Here is a 20,555-nt window from a genome sequence, read left to right as displayed (position 1 = left end):
TTAGCCTTACCTAAGTTGACTCCCCGTGCGGAGGGATGCGGGAGAAGAGCGGACCCCTCGGCGGGCGGGACCCACGACCGACTCCGCGCCGCGGACGGTCCGTGCGCCGACCTCTGGCACCCCTGGACGGCCCCCCGAACGCCCTGGACCCCGAGCACACGAACCCGACCGAAGGACCGCCGATGTTCCGCTCCCGCAGAGCCCCGCGGCTCGCCGCCGCGCTCGCCTCCGCCCTCCTGCTCCTGACCGCGGCCACGGCCTGCGGCGGCGACGACTCGGACCCGGGCTCCGACGCCACGGGCGCCGGTGCGGAGGCGAGCGCCCCGGGGGACGCGGCCTTCCCCGTCACCCTCGCCCACAAGTACGGCAGTACGACGATCAAGTCCGCGCCCGAGCGGATCGTCACCGTCGGCCTCACCGACCAGGACGCGGTCCTCGCCCTCGGTGAGGTCCCGGTCGGCACCACCGAGTGGCTCGGCGGCTACCCCGGCGCCATCGGCCCGTGGGCGAAGGACAGGCTCGGCGGGGCGGACGTACCGACCGTCCTGAAGGACACCGGCACCGGCCCGCAGGTGGAGAAGATTGCCGCGCTCAGGCCCGACCTGATCCTGGCCCTGTACGGCGGGCTCACCAAGGAGCAGTACACGACCCTGTCGAAGTTCGCGCCCGTGGTCGCCCAGCCGAAGGAGTACAACGACTACGGCATCCCCTGGCAGGAGCTGACCGAGAAGGTCGGCCAGGCCCTCGGCAAGCCCGACGAGGCCGCCAGGGCCGTGAAGGAGACCGAGGACGCGATCGCCGCCGCTGCCGCCGAGCACCCCGAGTTCCAGGGCGCCACCGCCCTGATGGCGACGCCGTACGAGGGCATGTTCGTCTTCGGCAGCCAGGACCCGCGCTCCCGCCTCCTCACCGGCCTCGGCTTCGAACTCCCCGCCGACCTCGACCGGGCGATCGGGGACCAGTGGGGCGCCAACATCAGCAAGGAGCGCACCGACCTGCTCGACCAGGACGCCCTGGTGTGGTTCGTCGGCGACGTCGCCAAGGACGCCGACAAGCTCCACGAGGACGCCTCCTACCAGGACCTCGGCGTGGTGCGGGAGGGCCGCGAGGTCTTCGTCGCCGAGAGCACCGACTACGGCCACGCCTCGTCCTTCGTCACCGTCCTCAGCCTGCCGTACGTCATCGAACGGCTGGTGCCGCAACTGAGCGCCGCCGTCGACGGCGAGCCCGCCACGAAGGTGACGCAGCCCGCGTCCTGACCCACCCGCGGGACAGGGCCCGGCCACCCACGGCCGGGCCCCTCCCGCGTGCGCGCGGCGGGTCAGCCGTCCATCGCCTCCGCCAGGCTGCGCGGGCGCATGTCGGTCCAGTGCGTCTCGACGTACTCCAGACAGGACTGCCGGGGCGCGGGCCCGTGGACGGCGCGCCAGCCCGCGGGCACGTCCACGAAGTCCGGCCACAGGCTGTGCTGGCCCTCGTCGTTGACCAGCACCAGGTACACGCCGTCGGGGTCCTCGAACGGATTGGTCATGGCTCGCCCTCTCTTCCTCGTTGCCGGGTTCTCCGTCACTTGGTCCGCGCCCGTGCGACCATCCCCTCCAGCGCCCGGAACCAGGTCCCGGCGAGGTCCTCGACGGCCACCCGGGGCAGCAGTTCCGCCAGATGGGCCCAGTGGGCGGCCAGCACGGGGCCGTCCGCCCGGTCCTCGGTCACCACGTTGACCTCCAGCGCGTGGCCCTGCCGCATCGCGGGCTCCGGGCCGACGTCGGCCACGTCGTCCTCCGGCGCGTACGACCAGTCCGTCTCCTCCGGCACCCCGAACCGGCCCAGGTAGTTGAACTCCACCCGCGCCGGTTCGCGGGCGGCCAGCGCCTCGCGGGTACGGGGGTTGAGGTACCGGAGCAGCCCGTAGCCGACGCCGTGCGCGGGCAGCGACCGCCGGTGCTCCCGCACCCGCCGTACCGCCTCCTCCGCCTCCGGGCCGCCCGCGAACGCGGCCTCGGGGTCCAGCGGGCCCGTGTCGAGGCGGACCGGGTGGACGCTGGTGAACCAGCCCACCGTCCGCGACAGGTCCGCGTCGTCCCCGGCCAGCTCCTCCGCCCGCCCGTGCCCCTCCAGGTCCACCAGCAGGGACGTCTCCGCGTCGCCCCGGCGCCGCCGCCAGTCGGCGTGGGCGAGGGCGAGCGCGGCCAGCAGCACGTCGTCGACCCCGGCGCCGAACGCGGCGGGCACCGTGGACAGCAGCGGCCCGGTGCGGTCGGCGGGCAGCCGCAGGACCACCTCCCGGCGGGTCGCGGCGGTGTCCCGGTCGGGGACCGGCCGCCGGGCGAGGGGGAAGGGAGCCGCGTCGAGTACGGCCGTCCACCGCGCCAACTCGGCCTCCCGACCAGGCTGTTGGGCGTACTCCGTGAGCAGCCGCGCCCAGCGCGCGAACGACGTCCCCACCGGGTCCAGCCGTGCCGGGCGCCCGGCGCGCACCTCCCGCCAGGCCGCCGCGAGGTCCGGGAGCAGCACCCGCCACGACACCCCGTCGACCACCAGGTGGTGGGCCATCAGCAGCAGCCGCCCCGGCGCGTCGGCGCCCGCGTCGAACCACACCGCCCGCACCATCACCCCCGCCTCGGGGCGGAGCAGCGCCCGTGTCGCGTGGGCGTGCTCCCGCACGGTCGCGGCGAGCGCCCGCCCGTCGAGCCCGCCGACGTCCACCCGCGCGATCCAGTCGGCGGCGTCCACCGCGCCGGTCGGCGGCACCAGCAGCGACCAGTCGTCGCCGGGCGCGCGCACCAGCCGGGCCCGCAGCATGTCGTGCCGGTCGGCCAGCGCCCGGAGGACGGCCGTCAGGCCCGGCAGGTCCAGCGCGGCGGGCGTCCGCACGACAGCCGCCTGGTGGTACGACGCGAAGGGGCCGCCCAGCTCCCGCAGCCAGTGCATCACCGGCGTCAGCGGCACCACGCCCGTGCCGTCGTCCGCCCCGCGCGGCGGCCCGGCGGACCCGGCGGCGGCGCCCAGCGCGGCGGGCGTACGGTGCCGGAACACCAGCCGGGGCGTGATCCGCACCCCCTGTGCCCGGGCCCGGCTCACCACCCGCATGGCGACGATGCTGTCCCCGCCGAGGGCGAAGAAGTCGTCGTCCGCGCCGACCCGGTCGAGCCCCAGCACCTCGGCGAAGACCGCGCACAGCGCCTCCTCCACCGGGGTCGCGGGCGGACGCCCGCCGGACAGGGCGGAGAAGTCCGGCGCGGGCAGCGCGGCCCGGTCCAGCTTGCCGTTGGCCAACTGCGGGAAGCGGTCCACGACGACCACGGCGGCCGGGACCATGGGGTCGGGCAGCCGGGCCGCCACGTGCCCGCGCACCTCGGCCGGATCGGGCGCCGCCGCGACACCGGGCGCCGGGACGACGTGGGCGACGAGCAGCGTGCGCGCACCGTCCTGACGTACCGTCACCAGCGCCTGGCCGACGCCCGGATGACCGGCGATGACCGACTCGATCTCGGCCGGTTCGATCCGGAAGCCCCGTACCTTGACCTGGTCGTCGGCCCGCCCCAGGTAGTCCAGACGCCCGTCCGGCGTCCAGCGGGCCAGGTCGCCGGTGCGGTACAGCCGCCCGCCCGGCGCCCCGAACGGGTCCGCGACGAACCGCTCCGCCGTCAGCCCCGGCGCCCCGAGATACCCCCGGGCCAGCCCGCCGCCCGCGAGGTACAGCTCCCCGGTCACCCCGGGCGGCACCGGCCGCAACCCGCCGTCCAGCACATACGCCCGCGTCCCCGCCACCGGCCGCCCCACCAGCGGGCGTTCGCTGTCCCGCACCCGCGCCACCAGCGCGTCGACGGTGGACTCGGTGGGCCCGTACAGATTGAACGCCGTCGTGCCGGACAGCGCCGCCAGCCGCCGCCACAGCGCCACCGGGACGGCCTCGCCGCCCACCCCGACGACCGTCAGCGGACACCCGTCGCCGTCGAGCAGCCCGGCCTCGGCCACCTGCGTGAAGAGCGACGGCGTGACCTCGAGGAAGTCGAAGCGGTGCGCGACGACCGCCGCGGCCAGCAGCTCCGGGTCGCGCCGCACCTCGTCGGACACGATGTGCACACAGTGCCCGTCGAGCAGCCACAACTGCGGCTGCCAGGAGGCGTCGAAGAAGAACGACCAGGCGTGCCCCGCCCGCAGGTGCCGCCGCCCGGCCGCCGCCACCGCCGGTCGGTACAGCGTCGCGCGGTGGCTGTGGAAGAGGTGCCCGAGCGACTCATGGGTGACGACCACACCCTTCGGGCGGCCCGTGGAGCCGGAGGTGTAGATGACGTACGCCGGGTGCCGGGGCGTCAGCGGCGCCGCGCGGTCGGCGTCCGTCAGGTCGGAGGCGTCCCGCGCGGTGGTGTCGACGTCATCGAGCAGCAGGACGTCAGCCCCCTCGGGAAGCGCCCCCCGCAGCTCGCGCGTGCTGAGCGTCAGCACCGGGCGGGCGTCCGCCAGGACCGACGCCGTACGCTCCACCGGCGCCTCCGGGTCCAGCGGCAGATACGCCGCCCCCGCCTTGTGCACCGCGAGGACGGCGACCAGGAACCGCGCGGTACGCGGCAGCGCCAGCGCCACGTACCGCTCCGGACCCGCGCCGTGCGCCACCAGCAGCCGCGCCAGCCGGTTCGCCTCGGCGTTGAGCTGCCCGAAGGTCAGTTCCACCCCGGCGGAGGCCACGGCGGGCAGCTCCGGCACGCGACGCGCCTGGGCCTCGAACAGGGCGGGCACGGTGGTGGGCGCCGCGAGCGGCGGGCGGGCGTGCCAGCCGTCCAGCAGCCGCCGCCGCTCCTCGGCACCCAGTACGTCGATGCCGCCGAGCCGCACGTCCGGGTCCGCCGCCACGGCGCGCAGCACCCGCCGCAGCCGGTCCGCGAGGGACCGCGCGGTCGTGTGGTCGAACAGGTCGGCGCTGTACTCCAGGACACCGTCGACGCCGTCGCCGTCCGCGCGCTCCACGAAGTCGAAGGACAGGTCGAACTTGGCGGTCGTCGCCGCCACCTCGTGCCCGCGCGCCCGCAGCCCGGGCAGCGGCTCGGGCGCCTCCGCCCCGGACGCCAGGTACACCACCATCACCTGGAACAGCGGGTGCCGGGCCAGCGACCGGGCCGGGTTGAGCACCTCCACCAGCCGTTCGAAGGGCACGTCCTGGTGGTCGAACGCGACGAGGTCGGCCTCCCGCACCCGCGCCAGCAGCTCCCGGAACGTCGGATCGCCCGAGGTGTCGGTGCGCAGCACCAGCGTGTTGAGGAAGAACCCGGCCAGCCCCTCCAGGGCCGCGTCCGTGCGCCCGGAGATCGGGCTGCCGAGGGGGATGTCGTCGCCCGCGCCCAGCCGGGACAGCAGCGCGGCCACGGCGGCCTGCACCACCATGAACACGCTCACGCCGTGCGCCCGCGCCAACTCACTTATTTTGCAGGATAGTTCGCTGTCCAGGCCCAGGTCGGCGGCGCCGCCCCGATAGCTGGACTCCAGCGGGCGCGGCCGGTCCACCGGCAGCGACAGCTCATCCGGCAGCCCCGCCAACGCCTGTCTCCAGTAGGCGAGCTGGCGGGCCGCCAGGCTGTCCGGGTCGCGCTCGTCGCCCAGTACGTCCCGCTGCCACAGCGTGTAGTCGGCGTACTGCACGGGCAACGGCTCCCACACCGGCGACCGCCCCGCCGCCCGCGTGGCGTAGGCGTGCGCCAGATCGGCGGTCAGCGGGCGCTCCGACCACTCGTCACCGGCGATGTGGTGCAGCAGGAGCAGCAGCGTCCACTCATCGGCGCCGGTACGCAGCGCGTGCACCCGCAGCGGGGGCTCGCGGTCCAGCGCGAACCCGTACGCCGCCGCCTCCCGCAGCCGCGCGTCGAGCAGCGCGGGGTCCGTGTCCTGCGCCACGGTGACGGGGATGTGCGTCTCCTCCGGGCTGAGGACGCGCTGGTAGGCGCTGCCGTCCTCGTCCGGGAACACCGTGCGCAGCGTCTCGTGGCGTACGGCGACATCGTGCACCGCCGCCCGCAGCGCGCCGACGTCCAGCGGCCCGGACAGCCGCCACGCCCACGGGATGTTGTACGTCGCGCTGGGCCCCTCCACCTGGTACAGCACCCACAGCCGCCGCTGCGCCGAGGACAGCGGCAGCCGCTCGGGACGCGGCCGGACGGCCAGGGCGGGGCGGTCGGCGGAGGCGCCGGTGCCGAGCCGTTCCGCGAGCCCGGCCACCGTCGGCGCGTCGAACACCGTGCGCAGGGACACCTCCCGGCGCAGCGTCGCCCTGATCCGCGCCGCCAGCCGCATCGCCAGCAGGGAGTGGCCGCCCAGGGCGAAGAAGTCGTCGTCGACACCGACCCGGGTCACGCCGAGGACGTCCGCGAACAGACCGCGGAGGATCTCCTCCAGCGGGCCGTACGGCCGGGCCCCGCCGTGCGTGGCGGCCCCCGTCGTGAAGTCCGGCGCGGGCAGCGCCCCCCGGTCGAGCTTGCCGTTGCGGCTGAGCGGCAGCGCGGCCAGCGTGACGAAGGCGGCCGGGACCATGTGCTCGGGCAGCGCGGCGGCCGTGTGACGGCGCAGCACCGCCGGGTCAGGGGCGGCCCCGTCCGACGCGCCGTCCGCTGCCGGGTCCGGTGCGCCGTCCGCCCTCGCCGCCGGGACGACGTACGCCACCAGCCGCTGCTCGTGCGCGACGACCACCGCCCGGCCCACCGAGGCGTGCCGGGTGAGCACCGCCTCGATCTCGCCGGGCTCGATCCGCACACCCCGCAGTTTCACCTGGTCGTCGGTGCGCCCGAGGAAGTCGAGCGTGCCGTCGGGCAGCCAGCGGACCAGGTCGCCGGTGCGGTACAGCCGGGCGCCGGGCGGGCCGTACGGGTCGGCGACGAACCGTTCGGCGGTCAGCCCCGGCCGGTCGAGGTACCCGCGCGCGAGCTGCACGCCCGCCAGGTACAGCTCACCCGCGACACCGGGCGGCACCGGCCGCAGCGCCGGGTCCAGGACCAGGGCGCGCGTGTTCCACACCGGACGCCCGATCACCACCCGCCCCGCCCCGGGCGGCACCTCGCCCGCGGTCACGTCGACGGACGCCTCGGTCGGCCCGTAGAGGTTGTGCAGCTCCGCCCCGGGAAGCACCCGGTGGCAGGTCCCGGCCACCGGCAGGGGCAGCGCCTCGCCGCTGCACAGCACCCGGCGCAGGCCGTCGCACCGGGCGGCGGCGGGCTCCTCCAGGAACACCTGGAGCATCGACGGCACGAAGTGCACGGTCGTGACGGACTCCTCGCGGATCAGCTCCGCCAGGTAGGCCGGGTCCCGGTGCCCGTCCGGGCGCGCCAGCACCAGCGCCGCCCCCGTGACCAGCGGCCAGAAGAACTCCCACACCGACACGTCGAACCCGGCCGGGGTCTTCTGGAGCACCCGGTCGTCCGCCGTCAGCCCGTAGGCGTCCGTCATCCACAGCAGCCGGTTCACGATGCCCGCGTGCGGCACGACCACGCCCTTGGGGCGGCCCGTCGAACCCGAGGTGTAGATCACGTACGCCGGGCTCGCGGGGCGGTACCCGGCGGGCAGCTCGGCCTCGTCAGGACCGTCGGGCAGCGCGTCCTCGATGACGCACACCGGACGCGCCTCCGCCAGCACCAGCGCCCGCCGCTCCTCGGGCTGGTCGGCGTCCAGCGGCAGGTAGGCGCCGCCCGCGCGGTGCACCGCCAGCAGCGCGACGACCAACTCGACCGACCGGGGCAGCGCCACCGCGACCGTACGCTCCGGACCCACCCCCAGCCCGGCCAGCACCCGCGCCGTCCGCTCCACGCGCGCGTCCAGCTCCGCGTACGTCAGCCGCCGCCCGCCGCACACCAGGGCGAGCGCGTCCGGCGTCCGCGCGACCTGCGCGCGGAACAGCTCCGGCAGCGTGGTGGCGGGCACCTCCCGCGCGGTGTCGTTCCACTCCAGGAGTACGGCCCGCCGCTCCTCCTCGGTGAGGATCTCCAGCTCGGCCACGGGCAGGTCGGGTCCGGCCGCCGCCCGCTCCAGCAGCCGCTCCAGCCGCCGCGCCAACCGCTCGGCGGTCGCCGGGTCGCAGCGGTCGCGGGCGTACTCAAGCGCCAGCACCACCCGGTCGCGGCCCACCTCGTCCACGAACGTGAAGTGCAGGTCGAACTTGGCCGCGCCGGTGTCCATCTCGTACCACTCGGTGGGCAGTCCGAGCACGTCCGGGTCGCCGTCCGGCCGGTAGTGGTAGCCCAGCATCACCTGGAACAACGGGTTCCGGCCCGCCACGCGCGGCGGGTTGACGGCCTCCACCACCTGGTCGAACGGCACGTCCTGGTGCTCGAACGCGGCGAGCGCAGACTCCCGTACCCGCCCCAGGAGTTCCCGGAACGTCGGTGCCCCGGACAGGTCGGTGCGCAGGACGAGCGTGTTGACGAAGAAGCCGACCAGGTCGTTCAGCGCGTCGTCGGTGCGGCCCGCGACGGGCGCGCCGAGGGGGATGTCGTCCCCGGCGCCCAGCCGGTGCAGCAGGGCCGCGGTGGCCGCCTGGAACAGCATGAACATGCTGGTGCCGGTCGCGCCGGACAGCTCCCGCAGCGCCCGCCCCGTCGCCGGGGACAGCTCCAGGCGGACCTTGCCGCCGCGCCCGGTCGGCTCGGCGGGGCGCGGCCGGTCCAGGGGCAGCGCCAGCTCCTCCGGGAGGTCGCGCAGCGCCCGCGTCCAGTGGGCGAGCTGGGCCTCGCCGACCTGGCCGAGCAGCCTCTCCTGCCAGAGCGTGTAGTCGGCGTACCGCACCGGCAACGGCGCCCACTCCGGCGCCCGGCCCGCGCGGCGCGCCTGGTAGGCGGCGGTCAGATCGGAGAGGAACGGCCGGTCCGACCACTCGTCGGTGGCGATGTGGTGCAGCGTCAACGCCACCACGTGGTCGTCCGGCGCCAGCCGCGACACCTCGGCCCGCACCGGCGGTTCGGCGCCCAGGTCGAACGGGCGGCGCTGCGCCGCCGCGATCCGCGCGGGCAGCTCCTCCGCCGCGCAGTCCACCACCGAGCACTCCGGCACGGCCGCCACGACCTCCTGGTACGGCTCCCCGTCCGCCACCGCGATCCGCGTCCGCAGCACCTCATGACGCTCCGTCACGTCTCGCAGCGCGACCCGCAGCGCGGCCACGTCCAGCGCGCCGCGCACCCGGAACACCAACGGGAAGTGGTACGCCACCCCGCCGCCGGTGATCCGCTCCACCAGCCACAGCCGCCGCTGCGCCGCCGACAGCGGCACCCGCGCGGGACGCCGTGCCACGGGGGCGAGCACCGGGCGTGCCGGGCGGCCCACCGCCGCCCGCGCCGCCAGCGCCTTGGGTGTGGGCGCCTCGAACAGGTCGCGGATCGCCAGCTCCGCGCCCAGTTCGGTGCGGGCCCGGCTGATCAGCCGGGTGGCGAGCAGCGAGTGCCCGCCCAGGTCGAAGAAGTCGTCCTCCACGCCGGTGCCGGGCAGCCCCAGCACCTCGGCGAAGAGACGGCACAGCACCTCCTCCACGGGCGTGCGCGGCCCACGCCCCCGCGACAGCGCCACCGCGGGCTCGGGCTCCGGCAGCGCCCGGACGTCCAGCTTTCCGTTGTCGTTCATCGGCAGCCGGGGCAGCACCACGAACGCGGCCGGGACCATGTAGCCGGGCAGCCGCCGCCCGAGGCCGTCCCGCAGCCGCCGCACCAGCGCGCCGTGCCCGCGCGTGGCCGCCGGGGCGTTGGCGTACGGGGCGCCACCCCGGTCGGCGCGGGGGCGGTACAGACCCAGGGTGCGCGCGGGGGACGCCGTGTCGGGCACGAACACGGCGTCGTAGAACCCGGGCTCGTCCGACCAGGTGGTCAGCGTCCGGTACCCGTGGGCGGCGCCCAGCTCCCGCAGTGCCTCGGGCTCCACGCCGGGACGCGGGGCCGTCCCGCGCAGCGCCGCCAGGTCGTCGGCCGTGCGCGCGTCCGGGACCCGCCGCACCCGCAGCGGACCGGGGTGCGCGTCGAAGCGGAGCCCGGTCACGCCCGGCCAGTCCAGCGCCGGGGCGTCAGCGAGGTCCAGGGCGCCGCTGGTGTCCTCGTACAGGACGACGTCGTACCGGTACCGGGTCAGTTCGTTGTGGTGCCAGCCCGCCTTGGTGCGCAGTTCCACGCCGACGCCCAGGGTGGCGAACCAGTCGGGGTCGACGAGGAGTTCCTTCTCCAGGGCCAGCGCCCGCGCCACGGCCCGGCGTACGGCCTCCGGGTCGGCGTCGGCGCCCGCGCGGGCGCGCCGCACGCCGGTCTGGAAGACGCGCGCCTGCCGCAGGTCGCGCACGTCCCCGAGGAACAGGGCGCCGCCGGGCGCGAGCAGGCCGAGGGCGCCCCGGATCACCGTGCGCAGGTGGTCCAGGCTGGGGAAGTACTGCACGACGGAGTTGATGACGACGGTGTCGAAGAAGCCGGTCGGCAGCCCGTCCGTCACCTCGGCGCCCTGGCAGCGCAGTTCGACCTTGCGGGCCAGCTCCGGGTCGGCCGCGAGGTCCTCGCCCAGCTTGCGGATCACCGGCGCGGCGAAGTCTGTCGCCCAGTACGCCTCCGCCCGCGGCGCCAGCCGGGACAGCAGCAGCCCCGAGCCGACGCCGATCTCCAGCACCCGGCGCGGGTTCAGCTCCCGGACGCGCTCGACGGTGGCCTCCCGCCACTCCCGCATGTGGTCCAGGGGGATGGGGGAGCCGTCGTAGGAGCTGTCCCAGCCCGCGAAGTCCTCGGTGAACAGGGCGGTGCCGATCTCGGTGTACTCGGCCGAGTAGACGTCCCGCCACTCGCCGATCTGCTCCCGCTCCGCCGACTCCCGTGCCGCGGCGTCCGGTTCGGCCGGGACGACGTAGCCGACCAGCCGCCGCGTGCCCGGCGCGGCGGTGTCGTCGCGGGCGAGGACGGCGGCCTGGGAGACCTCCGGGTGCTGGGCGAGCGCCGTCTCGATCTCGCCCAGCTCCACCCGGTGGCCACGGATCTTCACCTGGTCGTCGGTGCGGCCGAGGAAGTCCAGGTTGCCGTCCGCCCGCCGCCGCACCAGGTCGCCGGTGCGGTACATCCGCTCGCCGGGCCGCCCGAACGGGTCGGCCACGAACCGCTCGGCGGTCAGCCCCGGCCGGTCCAGATAGCCACGGGCCAGCCCCACCCCCGCGATGTACAGCTCACCCGGCACCCCGTCCGGCACCGGCCGCAGCCAGCCGTCCAGGACATGGGCCCGGGTCGCGCGGATCGGCCGCCCCACGGTCGGCGTCGCGCTGTCGCCGGTGCCGCCGCCGAGGGTGTTGATGGTGTACTCGGTCGGCCCGTACAGGTTGTAGCCGTAGGTGCCCTCGGTGTCCCGCAGGGTGTTCCACACCGTCTCCGTGACGGCCTCACCGCCGAGCAGCACCAGCGGCGGCCGGTGCCCCTCCAACAGCCCCTCCTCGATGAGGAGGTGGGCGTACGTCGGGGTCACGTTGACGACGTCGACACGGTGCCGTTCGCAGTAGGCGACCAGCGCGGTGGCGTCCCGGCGCAGTTCCTCGTCGCAGACGTGCACCTCGTGGCCCTCGACGAGCCACAGCAGCTCCTCCCACGACATGTCGAACGCGAACGACACCGTGTGCGCGATCCGCAGCCGCCGCCCGCCCGCCGCCGCGATCGCCGGGCCGAAGATCTCCTTCTGGTGGTTGAGCCGCATGTTCGTCAGACCGGCGTACGGCGTCACCACGCCCTTGGGACGCCCCGTCGAGCCGGACGTGTAGATGACGTAGGCCGGGTGGTCAAGGCTGAAGGACAGCCGTACGGGGTCCTCGGGCAGTCCGTCGAGCACCCCGGGCTCGTCGAGCAGCACGCGCGGGGTGGGGCCGGTCAGCGTCTCCGACACCGCCCGCGTCGTCAGCAGGAGCAGCGGACGCGCGTCGGCGAGCGTCGCCGACAGCCGCTCGGCCGGGTGGTCCAGCTCCAGCGGCAGATAGGCGGCGCCCGTGCGCAGCACCGCGAACAGCGCCACCACCATGTCGATCGACCGGGGCAGCCCGAGCGCCACCACCCGCTCGGGCCCCGCGCCCCGCGCCAGCAGCAGGCGCGCCACCCGGTCGCAGCGGGCGTCGAGTTCGGCGTACGTCACCGTCCGGTCGCCGCAGACCAGGGCGGTGGCGTCGGGGGTGCGGGCGGCCTGCGCGGCGAGCAGGTCGGCCACCGTCTCGTGCGGCACCGGCTGCCGTTGGGCGGCGTCCTCGCGGGCCAGCGCGGCACGCTCGGCGGGCAGCAGCGCGGTCAGCGAGCCGACGGCCGCGGACGGGTCGGCCACCAACTGGTCCACCAGCAGCACGAACCGGTCAAGCAGACCGCGCGCGTACGACTCGTCCAGCAGGTCCGGCCGGTAGGCGAGCGTGACCCGCACCCGCTCGCCCGGCGTGACGACCAGGTTGGCCGGGTAGTGCGTGGCGTCCACGTTGGCGACCGCGCTCGCCCCGTGCCGCTCCCGCAGCTCCGCCAGCCGCTCGTCGGTGTCGGCGTTGCGCAGCACGAACAGCGTGTCGAACAGCCGCCGGTGCCCGGTCTCGGCCTGGAGCACCCCGAGCCCCAGGTACTCGTACGGCATCAGCGCCAGCCGCTCGCCCTGTACCCGGCGCAGCAGCCCGAACACCGGCTCACGCGGGTCGAAGGCGATCCGGGCGGGCACGGTGTTGAGGAACATGCCGATGACGTTCTCCACGTCCGGGACCTCGCTCGGCCGCCCCGCGACCATCGTACCGAACACGACGTCCGCGCGGCCGGTCGCGCTCGCCAGGACCAGCCCCCAGGCCGCGTTCAGCACCGTGTTGGGCGTGAGCCCGTGGCGGCGCGCGGTCTCCCGCAGCCGCCCGGCCGACTCCGGGGCGAGTACGGCGTCCAGATGGCGGGGGATCACCGGCTCCGCGCCCCGGTCGGGGACGCCCGGGGCCAGCAGCGTCGGCTCGTCGAGCCCGGCGAGCGCGGACCGCCACGCCCGGGTCGCCTCCGCCACGTCCTGCCGCTCCAGCCAGCCCAGGTAGTCACGGTAGGAGCCGGGCGGCCGGGGCAGCCCCGCCGGGTCGCCGCCGCTCTCGTACAGCGCGAAGAGCTGGTCGAGGAAGAGCCACGCCGACCAGCCGTCCCACAGGACCAGGTGCCGTCCGACGACGAGCCGGTCGCCGCGTCCGGTGCCGAGCCGGACCAGCAGCATCCGGAACAGCGGCGGGCGGGCCAGGTCGAAGCGGCGGGACCGCTCCTCGTCCAGCAGCCCGGCCAGTCGCCGGTCCTGTTCGGCCGCGTCCAGCGCCGACAGGTCCACCTCCCGCAGCGGCACCCCGGCGTCCCGCACGATGAACTGCACCGGCCTGCGCTGCCCCTCGCTGGTGAACCCGGCCCGCAGGCTCGGGTGGCGGGCCAGCAGGGCGCGGGTCGCGGCGCGCAGCCGCCCCGCGTCCACGCCCGCGGCGAAGTCGAAGGACTCGTGCACCGTGTAGACGTCCAGCGCGCTGTCGTCGTACGCCGCGTGGAAGAACAGGCCCTCCTGGAGCGGGGCCAGCGGCCAGACGTCCTCGACGCCGCCGGGCGCCAGGCGCTCGACGCGGGCGCGCTCGTCGTCGGTCAGCGTGAACTGCGCTACCGGGCCGGTCCTGGGCTCTTCCGGGACGGTCGCGGCCGCCGCGAGCGCGGCCGGGGTGCGGTGGGTGAAGACGTCGCCGGGGTCGAGCGCCAGACCGGCGCGGCGGGCCCGGCTGGCGACCGCGATGGAGCTGATGCTGTCGCCGCCGAGCAGGAAGAAGTCGTCGTCGACGCCGACGTCCGGCAGCCTCAGTACGGCGGCGAAGACCTCCGTGAGCAGCCGCTCACGGAGGTTGCCCGGGGCGCGGGTGACGGCGGCCCGCACCGCCCGTGGGGCGGGCAGCGCGGCCCGGTCCAGCTTGCCGCTGGGGGTGAGCGGCAGCGCGTCGAGGACGACCCAGGCGCCCGGCACCATGGCGGCGGGCAACCGGTCCGCCACGGCCGAGCGCAGCCCGCGCACGTCCACGTCGGCGGGCGCCACCACGTACGCCACGAGCGTGTCGTCCCGTACCGTCACCGCCGCCCCCGCCACCTCGGGGAGCGCCGCCAGCGCGGCCTCCACCTCGCCGGGCTCGATCCGGTTGCCGCGCAGCTTGACCTGCCGGTCGGTGCGGCCCAGGTACTCCACGGCGCCGTCCGCCCGGCGCCGCACCAGGTCGCCGGTGCGGTACATCCGGCCGCCGGGCGGGCCGTAGGGGTCGGCGGGGAACCGTTCGGCGGTCAGCGCCGGGCGGGCGTGGTAGCCCCGGGCGAGCTGGACGCCGGTCAGGTACAGCTCGCCGGGGACGCCGTCCGGCACCGGGCGCAGACAGGCGTCCAGGACGCGCAGGCCGGTGTTCCACACGGGGCGCCCGATGGGCACGGACGTGCCCCGCCCGGCCGGGTCGTACGGGTGGTGGGTGACGTCGACGGCGGCCTCCGTCGGCCCGTACAGGTTGTGCAGCGGCACGCCGGTCAGCTCGTGCCAGCGGCGCGCGGCGGCCACCGGCAGCGCCTCCCCGCTGCTGAACACCCGGCGCAGCGACGCCGCCCAGCCGGGGTCGGCGGTGACCTCCTCCGACGCGAGGAACGCCTCCAGCATTGACGGCACGAAGTGCAGCGTGGTCACGCCCCGTTCGCGCACCAGCCCCGCCAGATAGGCGGGGTCGCGGTGCCCACCCGGCCGGGCGAGGACGACCGCCGCCCCTTCGAGGAGCGGCCAGAAGACCTCCCACACCGACACGTCGAAACTGGACGGCGTCTTCTGGAGCACCCGGTCGTCGGCGCGCAGCCCGTACGCCCCCTGCATCCAGGCCAGCCGGTTGACGACCGCGCGGTGCGTGACGACGACGCCCTTGGGCAGGCCGGTGGAACCGGAGGTGTAGATGAGGTAGGCGGGGTCGTCGGGGTGGGCGGGCCGGGCCGACGGGCCTGGGGGAGCGGGCTCCTCCGCGTCGAGTACGAGGACGGTCGCGTCCGTCCCGCGCGGCAGCCGGTCCGCCGTCGCCGCCACGGTGACGACCGTCGTGGCGCCGGAGTCGGTGAGCATGTGGGCCACCCGGTCCGCCGGGTAGTCCAGGTCGACCGGCAGATAGGCGGCGCCCGACTTCAGCACCCCGAGCAGCGCCACCACCAGCTCCGCCGACCTCGGCGCGGCGACCGCGACGAACCGCCCCGGACCGGCGCCCCGGCCGCGCAGCCGCACGGCCAACGCTTCGGCGCGGGCGTCGAGTTCGGCGTAGGTGAGGTGGACGTCGGCGAAGACGACGGCCGTCGCCTCCGGGGCGCGGGCGGCCCGCGCGGCGAACGCCTCGGCGAGGGTGGTCGGCGGGACCGGGCGGTCCTCCCCGGACAGGTGGGCGGCGAGCGCCTCGTCGGGGGAGAGCAGGTCCACGCTCGCGGGGGGCCGGGCCGGATCGTCCGCGATCGCCTCCAGGATGCGGGCCAGCCGGTCCCCGAGCGCGTGTGCCGTGGGGCCGTCCAGCCGGTCCGTGTGGTGCTTCAGCCGCAGGTCGAGGCGTCGGCCCGGCTTGACGACCAGGGCGAGCGGGTAGTGCACGGCGTCGTGGAAGCGGGTGCCGGTGATCCGCACCCGGCCCGAGGCGTCCCGCAGCTCGGGCTCGGCGGGGTAGTTCTCGAACACCACCAGAGTGTCGAAGAGTTCACCGCCGCCCCCGTGCCCCGCCAGCCGCTGGATCTCCGCCAGCCCCAGGTGCTGGTGGTCCAGCAGCGCCGCCTGCTCCTCCTGGAGCCGCGCCAGCAGCTCCCCGAGCGTCTCGCCCGGCCGCCAGCGGAAGCGGGTGGGCAGGGTGTTGATGAACAGGCCCACCATCGAGGCGACACCGTCGACCTCGCCGTCCCGGCCTGAGACGGTGGTGCCGAACACCACGTCGCCCCGGCCCGTGAGCCTGCCGAGCAGCAGCCCCCACGCCGCCTGTACGACCGTGCCGAGGGTGACCCCCAGCTCGCGGGCCCGCCCGGTGAGCCGCGCGGTCACCGCCTCGGGCAGCTCGACGCGGACGTGCGCGGGCCGCAGCGGACCGGCGCCCGGTCCGGCCCCTGGACCGAAGACCGGTCCGGAGCCGGGTCCGGAGCCCGCCCCGGCGCCCGGCGCGGGGTCCACCAGCCGGGTCGGCTCGTCCAGCCCGGCGAGCGCCGCGCGCCACGCCTCCCGGGCCGCGTCCCGGTCCTGTGCGGCGAGACGGCTCAGGAAGGCGCGGTAGGGCGTGACGGCGGGCAGGTCCGGGGCGTCGGTGCCGTAGCAGGCCATGAGTTCGCGGTGCAGGACCGGCAGCGACCAGCCGTCCGCGACGATGTGGTGGAACGTCAGCAGCAGTTGGCCGCGCTCCTTTGACAGCCGGACCAGGGCGCAGCGCAGCAGCGGCGGCGCGGCCAGGTCGAAGCCCGCCGCCCGCTCCTCCGCCGCCACCGTCTCCCGCTCGCCGGGCCCCACCTCACGCCACGGCAGCTCCACCCCGGTGGCGATGATCTGCACCGGCGTGCCGTCCGGGCGCTGCCGGAACGCCGCCCGGAGCGGCGCGTGCCGGTCCAGCAGGCGCCGCGCGGCCCGGCGCAGGGCGGCGGGGTCGACCGGTCCGGACAGGTCGAGGACCTGCTGCACCACGTAGGCGTCCCCGCCGCCGCTGGTCTGGGCGTGGAAGTAGAACCCCTGCTGGAGCGGGCTGAGCGGCAGCACCTCCTCGACGGTGAGCGGCCGGTCGCCCTGGATCTCGGCGAGTTCCCCCGCGTCGACGTCGATCAGCGGCGCGGTCTCCGGGGCCGTACCCGCCCGCTCCACCGCGGCCCGTGCCAGCGCCTCGACCGTGCGGTGCCGGAACACGTCCCGCGTGGTGAGCGCGAGGCCCGCCGCCTTCGCCCGGATCAGCAACTGGATGGCGGTGATGCTGTCGCCGCCGAGGGCGAGGAAGTCGTCCTGCGCCGTCACCGAACGGACGCCGAGCACCTCGGCGTACAGCGCGCACAGCAGCCGTTCGCGGTCGGTGCGCGGCGGGCGTCCGGCGCTGAGGGCGGCGTGGTCCGGGGCGGGCAGCGCACGGGCGTCGATCTTGCCGCTCGGGGTGACGGGCAGCGCGTGCAGCGGCACGAACGCCGAGGGGACCATGTACTCCGGCAGCCACTCGGCGGCGTGCGCGCGCAGGGTGCGCATCAGCGCGGCCACGTCACGGAAGGGCGCGGGACGGTTGGCGTGCGGGTGGGCGCCCGAGGGCCGGTACAGCGCGTCGAGGGGGCCGTCGCCCGCGACGAGGACGGCGTCGAACGCGCCGTCCTCCGCGCCGCCGTGCCAGGTCAGGCCCGCCCGGTAACCGTGCCGCTCCGCGAGGGCGCGCACGTCCTCCGGGTCGGCGCCCGGCGCCGTCTCGTGCCCGCTGCCCTCAAGCCGCCACAGGTCGGCCAGGTCGTCGGCGAGGCGCGCGTTGGGCACACCGCTGACCCGCAGCCGCGGGGGACGGTCACCCAGCGACCGCTCAAGCCCCGCCAGCCCGCCGACAGCCGCCCAGGGCACTTGCCGCTCCTCCTCCGCCGCCGCTCGCCGGGGACAGGGCCGCAGGACGACGTCGTACCGGTACCGGCTCAGCTCGTTGTGGTGGGCGGCCCGCTTGAGCTGGATGTCGGCGTCGAAGCCGTCGAGGGCGGCGAAGTAGTCCGGATCGAGGAGGAGTTCGCCTTCCCAGCGCACCGACCGCTCGACGGCGGCCCGCAGCGCGGCCTTGTCCTCCCTGCCCCCGGTGTCCGCGCGGCGGGTCTCCACGGCGGCGCGCAGGGTGCGCAGCAGCCGCAGGTTGCGCACGTCACCGACGAAGATCCGCCCGCCCGGCGCGAGCAGCGCGGCGGCCTTGCGCAGCACGTCCTCCAGGTACTCCACGTCGGGGAAGTACTGGGCGACGGAGTTGAGGACGACCGTGTCGAAGTGACCGGCGGGCAGGCCCTCGGTGTCGTGCGCGGGCCGGGCGCTCAGGTGGACCCGGGCCGCCAGCTCCGGGTCGGCGTCGAGCCGCGCGCGCAGGGCGGCGACGGCCCGCTCGGAGAGGTCGGTGCCCCAGTACTCCACGCACTCCGGGGCGATCCGGGACAGGACCAGCCCGCTGCCGACACCGATCTCCAGCACCCTGCGCGTCGGGCCGAGGGCGCGGACGCGGTCCACGGTCGCCGTACGCCACTCGCGCATCTCCGCCACGGGGAGGGGGTGGCCGTCGTAGGCGCTGTTCCAGCCCGCGAAGTTCTCCCGCAGCCCGGCGCCCTCCGTACCCGCGGCGCCGTAGAGGAGTTCGTGGACGTCCTTCCACTCCTCGACCCGGGCGGCCGGGCCGTCCAGCGCGGGGACGACGTACGCGGCGAGGCGGCGGTCGCCGGGGCGGTCCTCGCGGGCGACGACGGTGACCTGGTCGACGGCCGGGTGGCCGCGCAGCACGGACTCGATCTCGCCGGGCTCGACGCGGAAGCCGCGGATCTTCACCTGGGCGTCCGCCCGGCCGAGGAACTCCAGGCGCCCGTCGGACCGTCTGCGCACCAGGTCGCCGGTGCGGTACAGCCGCTCGCCGGGCGCGCCGAACGGGTCGGCGACGAACCGCTCGGCGGTCAGGCCGGGGCGGCCCAGGTAGCCGCGCGCCAGGCCCGCGCCGCCGAGGTACAGCTCGCCCGTCACCCCGGCGGGCACCGGGCGCAGCCAGGCGTCGAGGACGTACGCGCGCGTGCCGGGGTCCGGGACGCCGATGGGCACGATGGCCCCGGCCGGGACGTCCGGGTCGCACCGGCCGAGCGTGGAGTTGGTGGTGGCCTCGGTGGGGCCGTAGGCGTTGAACATCATCCGCCCGCGCGCGTAGCGCGCCACCAGCTCCGGCGAGACCCGCTCGGTGCCCGCGAGCAGCGTCGCGGTCGGCGGTAGCGTCACGTCGTCGGGCAGCGCGGACAGCAGGGCAGGCGGCAGGATCATGAAGGTGACGCCGTGCGCGTGCGCGTACTCCGCGAGCGGCGCGCCCGGCACCCGGCGCTCCGCCGGTACGACGACGAGCCGCCCGCCGGACAGCAGGCCGAGGCACAGGTCCCAGAACGCCACGTCGAAGCTGGGCGAGGCGAATTGCAGCACCCGGCTGTGCGGGCCGATCCCTAACCGCTCGCTCTGCGTGGCGACCAGCTTGGCCACCCCGCTGTGCGCGAGGACGACGCCCTTGGGGCGGCCGGTGGACCCTGAGGTGTAGATGACGTACGCGGCGTTCAGGACGGTGAGCGGGGCGCCGCGGTCGGCGTCGGTCGGGTCGTGGGCGGGGCGGGACGCCAACTCGACGCCGGTGGCGGGGGAGTCGAGGGGCAGGAGATCCGGGGCTGCGGCGTCGGGGAGGTCCCGCGCGGTCTCCTCGGTGGTGACCAGGCAGACGGGCCGGGCGTCACCGAGCAGGTAGGCGATGCGGTCGGCCGGGTAGTCGTGGTCGATGGGCAGGTAGGCGGCGCCCGACTTGAGCACGGCCACCTCGGTGACGATCAGGTCGGCCGAGCGCGGCAGGGACAGCGCCACGATCCGCTCCGGCCCCGCGCCCCGCGCGATCAGGGCGTGCGCCAGCCGGTTGGCCCGTTCGTCGAGTTCGGCGTAGGTGAGCCGTTCGTCCTCGAAGACGAGCGCCACGGCGTCGGGCCGCAGTCTGACCTGCTCGGCGAACACCGCGGGCCAGGTGGCGGCGGGGACGGTGTGGTCGGTGGCGTTCCAGTCGTGGACGACCTGCCGGTACTCCTCGGCGTCCAGCAGCGTCAGCCGGGCGACCGGGGTGTCGGGCCGGGCGACGGCGTCGGTGAGCAGGGTGCGGTAGTGGCCGAGGACGCGGTCGACGGTGGTGGCGTCGAGGATGCGGGGGTCGTAGACCGCGCGGGCCGTGCCCGCCTCCACCTCAAGGAGGAGGTCCAGCGGTCCGGGCGGCTGGCCCACGGGCCGGGCGGGGGTGGCGAGCGCCGTGTGGAAGAACAGGCCGCCGCCCCGGGTGGGCGCCGGGGTCAGCTCGTCGACGAGTAACTCGACGGGGACGCGGTGCGTCTCGGCGTCCTGCCACGCCTCGGTGACCCGCCGGGTCAGCTCCCGGAAGTCGGGCCCGTGGTCGACGGAGACCCGTACGGGCAGGCCGTCATGACCGACCGTCAGATCGGTGGCGCCGCTGTAGTGGTGCAGCAGCGCGACGAAGGCCGCGAGCAGCACGGGCGCGGGGGCGTCGGGGAGGCCGTCGAGGGCGCGGGTCTCCCGGTCGGAGGTGGGTTCCGGTGGGTGGGGACGGTCGGTCGGGAGCGCGATCTCCGGCGGGGGCGGAGTCAGCGACCGCCGCCAGTAGGCCAGGACTTCCTCGGAACCGCACACGGCAGCGTGCCTCCCCAGGGGGTAGGTCCCGGCCCTGGGCCGGGGATCGGCGCCATACTAAGGTAAGGTTTACCTAAATAACAGGATGCTCGCGGAGTTCCCGCAAGGGGTGGGGCGGGAACGGGACACGCCCTACAGTTAAGGCAAGCCTCAGCTAAGACAGACCTTGACAT

The 20,555-nt window shown here is 75.8% G+C and carries 3 protein-coding genes; 1 reads left to right on the top strand and 2 read right to left on the bottom strand.

All coding sequences use genetic code 11. The features are described 5' to 3' along the window. Positions 1–182 precede the first annotated feature (182 nt). Positions 183–1,259 (top strand): iron-siderophore ABC transporter substrate-binding protein, encoded by a 1,077-nt coding sequence (locus ACFQZ6_RS03390; RefSeq protein ID WP_381618042.1) that lies wholly within the window; start codon positions 183–185, stop codon positions 1,257–1,259. Positions 1,260–1,321: 62 nt separating this feature from the next. Here ACFQZ6_RS03390 and ACFQZ6_RS03385 read toward each other — a convergent pair whose 3' ends face one another. Further along, positions 1,322–1,531 (bottom strand): MbtH family protein, encoded by a 210-nt coding sequence (locus tag ACFQZ6_RS03385; RefSeq protein WP_381604848.1) that lies wholly within the window; start codon positions 1,529–1,531, stop codon positions 1,322–1,324. Positions 1,532–1,566: 35 nt separating this feature from the next. Beyond that, positions 1,567–20,382 (bottom strand): amino acid adenylation domain-containing protein, encoded by an 18,816-nt coding sequence (locus tag ACFQZ6_RS03380; protein WP_381604847.1) that lies wholly within the window; start codon positions 20,380–20,382, stop codon positions 1,567–1,569. Positions 20,383–20,555 lie beyond the last annotated feature (173 nt).

It is taken from the genome of Streptomyces flavalbus (assembly GCF_042674625.1).
Taxonomy (GTDB): domain Bacteria; phylum Actinomycetota; class Actinomycetes; order Streptomycetales; family Streptomycetaceae; genus Streptomyces; species Streptomyces flavalbus.
Note: the sequence above shows the minus strand (reverse complement) of the source record. Positions and strands in the feature narration are given on the sequence as shown.

Bases quoted from the DNA above. Each gene is read 5' to 3' on its own strand.
- ACFQZ6_RS03385 (WP_381604848.1), bottom strand. From the start codon at position 1,531: ATGACCAATCCGTTCGAGGACCCCGACGGCGTGTACCTGGTGCTGGTC.
- ACFQZ6_RS03390 (WP_381618042.1), top strand. From the start codon at position 183: ATGTTCCGCTCCCGCAGAGCCCCGCGGCTCGCCGCCGCGCTCGCCTCC.